Below are 9,190 nucleotides of genomic sequence, written 5' to 3'. Positions count from 1 at the left end.
TTCCTGAACGATACCAGATATTTGAGGGAAATACGACCGAGCGGCCATTTCCACGAAAAAAAACGCCCTATCGCATTCTTGGCATAAATCCCGATACCAAACCTTCGCGTTGTCGGTCGCAGCACGGTGTGTCAGGCGAAGAACGCTGACGCCTTCGACGTGCGAGACCGAGGCATTTTCAAAGGCAAAAACCCAACCGCTGCTTTGCCATTCCTCAATCAACTGGGGCAGGCTTTCCGTAAGTTGCCCGTCCGCTTGCTTCAGTTTGTAGACTAAGAAGGCCATGAAGGCGGGGCGGCTTTCGGGGGTGTTGAGAACCTGCCGACCGTTTCTGAGAACGCCAAGCGGCCTTTGAGGGCGGTTGTAAGCATATTCGTCGTGTTCCGGCGTTTTACCGTTCGCACTGTAAACCGCCCATTCCGTCACATGCGCTGCGTCCAGTGCGCGAAGATTATCCCAAACCGCCTGTCCGCTACCCGACCACCAACGGCGACCGTGGTGGGCTTCCGTGAAGCTACTGGCTTCACCTGTCTCGCTATCCTCATAGTTTCGACCACGACGAAGATAGTGCAGCCGGTGTTTCTGAAGTCTGACGTTGAAATCGTCTGAAGCATTAAAATAGCCCCGGATCACGTCCAGGGGCACACCGCGTTCGTCCATGAGGTTTTGAAGCTGATACAACTCAGCGGCCAGCATGATCGGGCCAAGCTCGCCACCATTCACAAGGCGGTAGAGCGGGGAATGCCCTTCACTCACCTGCACAAAGCTGTTCGGGATGAAAGCGACCGTGTTGGAATGCTCAATGAGCTGCCATCCATCAGACCGTTTTTCGATCCATCCCTTAGACGCAGCCCGGTGCGCCGCCTGAATATCGCTGTTCCCGACAGGCTGTTGACCGGCCTCGACGGCGTCCACAACGCTGCGTTCCTTTGGGCTAAGCGACCGGCGGCTATCATAGATCGGCAGGTTATATCGTTCAGCCTTCCGCGCGCGCTTCCGCTCGACTTCTAGGCACTCGATCAAGCCCCGGCTTTCGAGGTTGCGGATAGCCCGCTTCACCTCAGCCCGTGACAAACCCGAATAATCCATGACAGACCGAACGCCACCACTTGAGACCACGTTGCTCTGATCCGTGCTTTTCAGAAGTGAAAGATAGGTGGCGGCTTCTTCGACCCCCAAACCGTTCTGGCGGATGCGCTCGAACTGGTGAACGTCCAGTGCAAAGAAGCCTTTGCTCTTAGCTTTCTCGGCCATATGTTCCTACTCGATCAATCTTGCCCCTGCCGTGCGTGTGCCGGTAGGGGTTTTTCTTAGTTAGACATGCAACGGTTCAGCACCTTCGGCGGAGTTGTGTGCCGCGTCTGCCGTTGCCCGCTCTTCATTCTCTGCAAGCCATGTTTCGATAGCTTCCCGGCGTATCCGCTGAATGCCACCGATATTCACGATAGCAGGCGCATTGCCCTGACGCTTCAGCTTGTGCCAGGTGCTGCGGCTGATCCCGACTGCTTCGCAAAACTCAGAGACAGTCAGAACGTCTAAGGATTGGGGTGTCATGCTCGATGCCTTTTGGCTGTTTTATACGTGTGTAAGTATATGCGTAATTACGTAAATATGCAATGTTTTCGTCCTGTTGATGGTGCCCAATCCTTCTTCTTTTTCTTCTAGAATATTCTTACTTCGGGGCGCGTAATGCTCTGATGTGAAAAGAGAAATCCGCCAAACTCTTAGGAATCGGGCGAGGACGGATTAGTTTTGGGGCGGTTATCCATTAGTTTTGGGGCGGTTATCGCTTAGGAATCGGGCGGTTTGTGCGCAGTCTGAATCGAGACACAAAACCTTGCCTCTGACACGGGTTTAATCTTAGCTTTGGGCGAATCGCCAGCTAACGGAAACGCTTTGTCAGAATCGACCCGCCCCAAAACTAATAATAAGCGGACGCTCGATGTCGCCCCGAACATGGGCGAGATGGTGAAACCTGCCGAGCTGATCGAGGTTAAGGGCGCGTCCAGGCTGACGCTGGCAGACCGGCGTTTGTTCAACGTGCTGTTGCGCCATGCCTTTGGGCCAGACCTGGCGTCAGAGGGCAGGCGCTTTGAAATCGCGGTTGCTGACCTAAGAGAAACGCACGAAAGCAATGATCGGCTTGTGCAGTCGATTGAAGCCCTCATGACGACCGTGGTGACGATCCAGCGCCCGGACGGATCAACCGACCGCGTGCAGCTCCTGGGCTGGAACAACCTGTCAGACCCCAAGCGGAAGCGCGGAAACCTCAAGTATTCAATCCCGCCCGAGCTGGCGTTGCTGCTCAAGGATTCCACTGTCTTTGCCAAGCTGGAGCTGGAAGTGCTTCGGGCCTTCACCTCGAAGTATGCCCTGGCCCTCTATGAAGCCGTGGCGCGGCGCGTGCGGCTCAAGTATGTGTTCACCGAACGGTTCGCCCTGGATGACTTCCGGGAACTCTTAGGCGTAGAGCCTGGGAAGCTGGAAACCTTTGGCAACCTGAACCAATACGCGATCAAGCCCGCGCTCATGGAAGTGAACGCCCTGTCAGACTTCACCGTGACCGTGGTGCCTGAGAAAACCGGGCGGCGTGTGACCGGCGTTCTGATCGGCTGGGGGGCGAAGGACATAGAAGGCCGGAAAGCCGCTTACGCTGAGTTGCAGCGCCCCCGTGTGGGCCGAAAGGCGCGGATCACCGGGACAGTTGAGGAAATGTTGCCGCCTGAGGTGATCGAGTAATGCCAGCCCCGAAACCGAAAGCGCGGATTGTTCGCGCGGCGTCAAATGGACGAACCTTCTCAACCTCGACCAAGAACACCGGCATGAGCCAGAGAGAGACGCTTGAGGCAATCATGCTCAACCTGGCTGACCACCTTGGCATAGATGAAATTCTGAAACGAACCTCAGCGCGCGGATCGGACTTCTACTGTCCGAACACGGGCGGCGCAGCAATCTACCAGAGCGCCACGAACACGATACTTGAGATGTCTCAGATGGTGTTGAAGCGATAGGCTAGGCCGCGCGTGCCTCAGCGCCGTTTTCCACCGTTAGAATATTCCGAACCGTGGTCGCGTGCCACTTTCCGCCCCGTGCGGTTTTGATCCCACGTGTGTTCAGCTCCGCCGCGATCTGGCGAAGGGATGCGCCCCCTGACCTGATCTGCTCGATCACCGGCAAGACGTTCTCTGCATGGTCTAGCGCCCGCGCCCTGTTCACCGCCGCGCCCTTCCGAGCCGCCTGACGCTGCTCAGAAGCCCGCTCAGGGATAGACCAGCCCAACTTAACTCCGCGTGCCTTCGCCGCCGCCAGCGCTGCCTTGGTGCGCTCTGAGATTGCGCGGCCCTCTTGTTCCGCGACTGCGGCCATGATGTGCAGAACAAAGCGGTTTGCCTCTGGCATATCAGCCGCCGTGACCTCGACGCCGCTTTCCAGAAGGTTCGCAATGAAGGCGACATTCCGGGCGAGACGGTCCAGTTTGGCAATGAGCAACACGGCCCCTGCCCTCTTCGCCTCAGCAAGCGCCCGCACCAGCTCTGGGCGATCTGCACGCTTGCCGCTTTCCACCTCGACAAACTCTGCCACGACCTGGCCCCGGCCCAGGACGTGCGCCGCTACCGCCGCGCGTTGCGCTTCCAGCCCCAAGCCGCTTTGGCCCTGGCGTTCAGTGGATACGCGAAGATAGGTGACGAATTTCATGGTGCGGCCCTCTCAACCTTAACATTCCTCAACAGTTTCAGGTTTTCTTAGGTGTATAAAAACCCTACGTCCGTTGTGTCTTTATACATATGTGTGCGTTTACGTAATTACGCAAGTGTGCGTGTATGAAATTATGCGTTTGCGGCTCTGCGCATTTGCGATAGCTTCCCGAACTATGGAAACGATACTGATAGCCGCTCAAAAAGGCGGGGCCGGAAAAACGACGCTGGCCCGCAACCTTTCCGTTGCCGCCGCTCTGGATGGCCGGAAGGTGCTTTGCCTCGATCTGGACCCGCAAGGCTCACTCAGGGCGTGGTGGGAAGGCCGGGACGCTGACACGCCCGCCATGCTGGACCGTGACCCTGCACCACATGCGCTGAAAGCAACACTGAACGCTGCCCAAGCGCAATTCGACCTCTGCATAATCGACACGCCACCAGCGGCCCCAGAATGGCTATCTGAGGCACTTGGCGCGGCTGACTTGGTGTTGATCCCGGTTCGCCCATCCCCTGACGATCTGCGGGCCGTAGGCGCGACCATAGCCGCCGTGAACGCTGCGAAGGTGCCTTTCGCATTCGCTCTATCTCAGACGCCGCGTGCAAGGATCACTGAGGAAGCGGCGCGCGTCCTGGCGCAACATGGCAGGGTTGCCCCGGTGAATATCGCGCAGCGTGTAGCCTATGCTGAAACTGGTGCGACCGGCCAAGGAGTATCTGAGACAACCGACGATAAGGCGGGGGCAGAGATTGCCGCCGTGTGGGACTACGTGAAAGGGATTCTAAATGGCTAAGAAGCCCGTGGCCCTCGATGGCCTGTTGAACACCGAAAGCCGACCGACCGATACCGGCATACCGCAACGCGGGGCAGGGCAGGGCGCGGCTCAGGACAAGAAACCGGCTAAGCGCCCAGGTGAGAAGCGGCTAACGCTTGCCCTCGATGGCGAGACCTACAAGCGCCTGAGACTTCATGCCGCCGAAACCGACCAGACGCACCAGTCCATTTTAGAGTCCGCCCTAGCCGATTACCTGAAACGTGCAGACGCATGATTGTGCATTTACGTAAATAAGGAATTATGAGTGCGCCTTAGCTTCAACGAAATCCGCACCCGCGCTGCCAACTTCGCACGCACCTACGCCGATGCCACATATGAGAAGGGTGAGACACAAACCTTCTACAACGACTTCTTTGCGATCTTTGGCGTAGAGCGCCGATCTGTTGCCCGCTATGAAGAACACGTCCGAAAGCTGAACAACAAATCCGGCTTCATTGATCTGTTCTGGCCGCGTGTTCTCTTGGTTGAACAGAAATCGGCGGGACGCGACCTGACCAAAGCCGCCACCCAAGCCGGTGAATACTTCGACGCTCTGAAAGAAACCGAACGCCCCCGCTTCCAGCTTCTTTGCGACTTCCAGACTTTCGAGCTTCTGGACCGGGACACGCGCGAAGAAACGACCTTCGCCCTCGCTGACCTGCCGGATCACATCGAGAAATTCGGCTTCATCATGGGGATGGAAAAGCGGAGCTTCAAAGACCAAGACCCCGTGAACATCGAAGCGTCCGAGCTGGTCGGGCGCTTGCACGATGCGCTTGATGCGAACGGCTACAAGGGCCACCAGCTCGAAGTGTTCCTGACGCGCCTGGTGTTCTGCCTCTTTGCTGACGACACCGGAATTTTTGAACCCCGCGACATTTTCCTAGATTACCTTGAAGAACGCACACGCGAAGACGGCTCAGACACCGGGCCGATGATTGCGCAGCTCTTTGAGGTACTGGACACACCAGAAGACGCGCGCCAAGCGAACTTGGACGAAGACCTGGCACGCTTTCCGTATGTGAACGGCGATCTGTTCAAAGACCCCATCCGCACGCCTGCCTTCAACTCAGAAATGCGGGAAAGGCTGATCGAGGCAGGCCGCTTCAACTGGTCTGGTATCTCGCCCGCAATTTTTGGCTCGCTGTTCCAGTCCGTCATGGACAAGGAAGAACGCCGCAAGGCTGGGGCGCATTACACTACAGAAAAGAACATCCTCAAGGTGGTCGGGCCGCTGTTTCTGGACGATTTACGAGCAGAGTTTGAAACGCTGAAAGCAAGGAAACAGAACCGCGTCAAACTGCTGCGCGCTTTCCATGAAAAGCTGGCCGGTCTGTCTTTCCTCGATCCCGCCTGCGGCTGCGGCAATTTCCTGATTATCACCTACCGGGAACTGCGGCTTCTGGAAATCGAGGTGCTGCGGGAAATCTACCGTGCCGAGCTGGCACGCATGAAGGGCGGGGCGACCGAACTGCCCCTGCAATCCTTGCTCAAGCTGGATGTGGACCAATTCTACGGGATTGAGTTTTCAGAGTTTCCGGCGCGGATTGCCGAAACCGCCATGTGGATGATGGATCACATCATGAACACGCAGGCCAGCTTGGAATTTGGCGCGGCCTTCCTGCGGATACCCCTGCGGAAATCCCCAAACATCGTTCATGCCGATGCGCTTGAAACAGACTGGACCACCATTGCCCCTGGCGATCTGAGCTACATTATCGGAAACCCGCCCTTTATCGGGGCGAAGTATCAATCTGACGAACAACGCGCCCAGGTGCGCAGCATCGCCGCCTTGGGTAAGACTGGTGGAACGCTGGACTATGTGTGCGCCTGGTTCATCAAGGCGGCGGCGTTTGGTGCACCTACGGCGTTCGTGTCCACCAATTCAATCACACAAGGGGAGCAGGTGGCGCAGCTCTGGCCGATCCTGTTTGAGCGGCATGGCTTCGAGATTGCCTTTGCACACCGGACTTTCGCATGGGGGTCAGAGGCACGGGGAAAGGCTGCGGTGCACGTGGTGGTGCTGGGGTTGGAGCCTCGCGCAAGTGCCAGGAAGGACCGTCGCCTGTTCAGCTACCCCGACATCAAGGGCGACCCAATCGAGACACGGCACGCCGCGATCTCGCCCTACCTTATCGACGCCAGCACCTTGTCCAACCCGCATTTGGTGGTGAAAGAAGCCAGCAAGCCGATTAACGGGCTGCCCAAGCTCATCATAGGCTCAAAACCTATCGACGGCGGGCATTTCATCTTTTCCGGCGAAGAACGAGACGCCTTTCTGGCCCAGGAACCACAAGCCGCGCCCTATCTACGCCCCTACATCGGCGCGCGTGAGTTTCTGAACGGGGGAGACCGTCACATCCTCTGCGCCTCGCTGATCCCGCCACAGGATTTTCGCTCGATGCCTCTGACCAAAGACGTGGTGGGGCAGGTCCGGGAATACCGCCTAGGGAATATCCCAGCCAAAGGGAAAGACCCGGACACGATCAAGAAACCCGGCATGTCGTCTTTGGCCTTGGCAGAGACACCAACCGCATTTCATGTGACCAGAATCCCAGATGCGCCGTTTCTGGTGATGCCTGAAGTCAGCTCCGAACGACGGGAATATGCACCGATCGGCTTCCTTGAGCCACCAATCGTTCCCAGCAATCTTGTGCGGATCATGGCGAGTGCAACACCCGCGCAATTCGCGCTGCTACAGTCTGCCATGCACATGGCGTGGTTGCGTGCTGTAGGTGGAAGGCTCGAAAGCCGCTACCGCTACACCATCGGGCTAGTTTACAACACCTTCCCAATGCCGCCAGGCGATGACCTGACCAAGCTCGATCTACATGCTCAGGCGATCCTTGACGCCCGCGCCAACTATCCAGATGCCAGCTTGGCCGACCTCTATGATCCCGACATTATGCCTGCCGATCTGCGCCGCGCTCACCAAGCCAATGACAAGGCGGTAGACCGGCTCTATCGGAAGGCCGCGTTCAAATCCGAGCGTGACCGCGTAGAACATTTGTTCCAGCTCTATGAAAAAATGACAGACCCGCTCTTGGCCAAGCCAGCGAAAAAGAAGCGGCGCAAGGGCACGTCCTGATCCAGCAAGCCTTTCCTTGATAAGGGAAACCCGATTTTAACTCCCCTGGCCGGTGAAAAGCGCCGCCGTTCTTTCCAGCATCCAGGAAAGCGCCCAGACCGAACCGACCCCATTTATCGGGGCGGTTTGGGCGCGGGGGCAGGGCGGGCAAAACCTGCAAACAATCGGCATATCCTGCCAGGGTCTCAACTTCATTCTAAAGCGGGTTATGCCTTGGAAAATCAGACGGTTTTCGAGCTGACTGGTATGCGAAGAAAGCGCCCTTATTTCCTGCCACCTTCCCACAGTCCCAGACACAACCGGACAGGGCAGGGCTGCGGTTCGCCCGCATGTGAAGTAATCACCCCTATTTCTTGCCACCTTCACCCGCTCTAAATCCGCCTATTTTAGAAACGACCGGATAGGCGATTCAGGTGATCCATGATCCCGACCAGGGCGCGATCTGACAGGGCGTCGTGTTCCTGGCAAAGACGCTCATAGGTGCGCCAGTGCATTCCCTTGGGCTTGCCCCAGTCACCACCCTCAAGGATGCCACCGGGCCAGCTCATCTTGTCGCGGATGCGATCCGCCCGCCGCGCAGCTCGATCCCCTGGCTTTTCGCGCTGAGAGGGATAGGCCAGCCGGTAGCAATGGCGGCACGCGAAAATTGCCCCGCCGTAGAGGATGGCGACCCGGCGACCACAGCCCCGAGCTGGGCAGAGAAACCAATGCCGCTCGCCGCCCATGTGGCAGGGTGTGGTGGCGAGATAGACGGGATAGCGTTCGGGTTGCCATTCCCCGCCTCGATGCCGGTGGCGATAGTCCAGGATCACGCGCCCCGGCTCTGACTGGACATTGATCGAGCCTGTCACCTCACCGCCGCGCGACCAGGTAATGCGGCGGCTGATCCCGGATTCCAGAAGCCCTTCGCGCTTCAGCCACCGAATATCAATCGAGCGGTAATCGTCCGTTGTATCTGCCCCGAACTGCCAGTGTCGCCCGCTACCAATCCCGCCCATGCCTCACCTCAGATTTAGCCGAAATCATTTGGAAACTTGCCCGGTATCGGTTCGCGCTTCGACGCTTCGGAAATTGTCCTGCCAATGGTGCGCCCATAGAGGCGCTGAGAAGGCCGCTGAGCGCCGTTAGAGGATTTTGACCCTCTAGAGGGCCGATTATCTCAGAAAGGGCGCTCACGGGGCTTCCTGCTGCCCCTGTTTCCGATACTGGCAAAGAGACACCACGTTCGGGGTAGGGCGCGACGTTACCTCAGGCGAAGCCTTCTTATCTTCTAAGCAATCCAACACCTCAGCTAGCGTTGTCGCTTGCCGTAGGAGAGAAACGGATTCAGCTAGTCCCATTGGTGATCCTTTCATTGAAGGGGGAAAGGGGGATGACCATGACTTCTTCTTTTAGGTTTGATCGGTCATTGAACTGACGTTGAGCTATCGTTGATCTTCATTGAGATAGCTTCCTTGAAATCCGGCGTATTCTGTATTTCCTGAACGATACCAGATATTTGAGGGAAATACGACCGAGCGGCCATTTCCACGAAAAAAAACGCCCTATCGCATTCTTGGCATAAATCCCGATACCAAACCTTCGCGTTGTCGGTC

10 protein-coding genes are annotated in these 9,190 nt (G+C 57.4%); 5 read left to right on the top strand and 5 right to left on the bottom strand.

Annotated elements, in window-relative coordinates:
- Nucleotides 1-1,254 (bottom strand): hypothetical protein (locus E2L05_RS19640; RefSeq protein WP_133344646.1); only part of this gene is annotated, 1,254 nt, incomplete at its 3' end.
- Nucleotides 1,255-1,314: 60 nt separating this feature from the next.
- Nucleotides 1,315-1,554: a helix-turn-helix transcriptional regulator gene (locus tag E2L05_RS19635; protein ID WP_133344644.1), complete on the bottom strand. Its 240-nt coding sequence runs from the start codon at nt 1,552-1,554 to the stop codon at nt 1,315-1,317.
- 342 nt (nt 1,555-1,896) lie between these two features.
- Here E2L05_RS19635 and E2L05_RS19630 point away from each other — a divergent pair, with 342 nt between their 5' ends.
- Together E2L05_RS19630 and E2L05_RS19625 are read left to right on the top strand one after the other, a co-directional pair.
- The gene (locus E2L05_RS19630) at nt 1,897-2,739 is read left to right on the top strand and encodes a replication initiation protein (protein ID WP_133344642.1); all 843 of its coding nucleotides are present in this window, start codon (nt 1,897-1,899) and stop codon (nt 2,737-2,739) included.
- Nucleotides 2,739-3,011, top strand: coding sequence for a hypothetical protein (locus tag E2L05_RS19625; RefSeq protein ID WP_133344641.1), 273 nt, complete (start codon nt 2,739-2,741; stop codon nt 3,009-3,011). The genes E2L05_RS19630 and E2L05_RS19625 overlap by 1 nt, the downstream gene beginning before the upstream one ends.
- A 1-nt stretch (nt 3,012) precedes the next feature.
- Here the strand turns inward: E2L05_RS19625 and E2L05_RS19620 are convergent, their stop codons facing one another.
- Nucleotides 3,013-3,696 carry a recombinase family protein gene (locus tag E2L05_RS19620; RefSeq protein WP_133344639.1) on the bottom strand — a complete coding sequence of 228 codons (684 nt, stop codon included), beginning with the start codon at nt 3,694-3,696 and terminating at the stop codon, nt 3,013-3,015.
- Nucleotides 3,697-3,871: 175 nt separating this feature from the next.
- Here E2L05_RS19620 and E2L05_RS19615 point away from each other — a divergent pair, with 175 nt between their 5' ends.
- From E2L05_RS19615 to E2L05_RS19605, 3 genes are read left to right on the top strand one after another with little or no spacing between them, the layout of a single operon-like run.
- Nucleotides 3,872-4,486: a ParA family protein gene (locus E2L05_RS19615; protein ID WP_165971823.1), complete on the top strand. Its 615-nt coding sequence runs from the start codon at nt 3,872-3,874 to the stop codon at nt 4,484-4,486.
- Nucleotides 4,479-4,742 (top strand): CopG family transcriptional regulator, encoded by a 264-nt coding sequence (locus tag E2L05_RS19610; protein WP_165971822.1) that lies wholly within the window; start codon nt 4,479-4,481, stop codon nt 4,740-4,742. The genes E2L05_RS19615 and E2L05_RS19610 overlap by 8 nt, the downstream gene beginning before the upstream one ends.
- Before the next feature lie 30 nt (nt 4,743-4,772).
- A complete protein-coding gene (locus tag E2L05_RS19605; protein WP_133344635.1) occupies nt 4,773-7,595 on the top strand; it encodes a class I SAM-dependent DNA methyltransferase in 2,823 nt (940 codons plus the stop codon).
- A 386-nt stretch (nt 7,596-7,981) separates the two neighbouring features.
- Here the strand turns inward: E2L05_RS19605 and E2L05_RS19600 are convergent, their stop codons facing one another.
- Together E2L05_RS19600 and E2L05_RS21010 are read right to left on the bottom strand one after the other, a co-directional pair.
- Nucleotides 7,982-8,593 (bottom strand): hypothetical protein, encoded by a 612-nt coding sequence (locus E2L05_RS19600; RefSeq protein ID WP_133344633.1) that lies wholly within the window; start codon nt 8,591-8,593, stop codon nt 7,982-7,984.
- Between the two features lie 407 nt (nt 8,594-9,000).
- On the bottom strand, nt 9,001-9,190 hold a 190-nt coding region (locus tag E2L05_RS21010; protein ID WP_208016287.1), incomplete at its 5' end, for a hypothetical protein.

Source organism: Meridianimarinicoccus aquatilis (assembly GCF_004358675.1).
In the GTDB taxonomy this organism is placed as follows: domain Bacteria; phylum Pseudomonadota; class Alphaproteobacteria; order Rhodobacterales; family Rhodobacteraceae; genus Meridianimarinicoccus; species Meridianimarinicoccus aquatilis.
The sequence above is the reverse complement of the archived record's forward strand: the minus strand, read 5'-3'. Positions and strand labels throughout refer to the sequence as shown.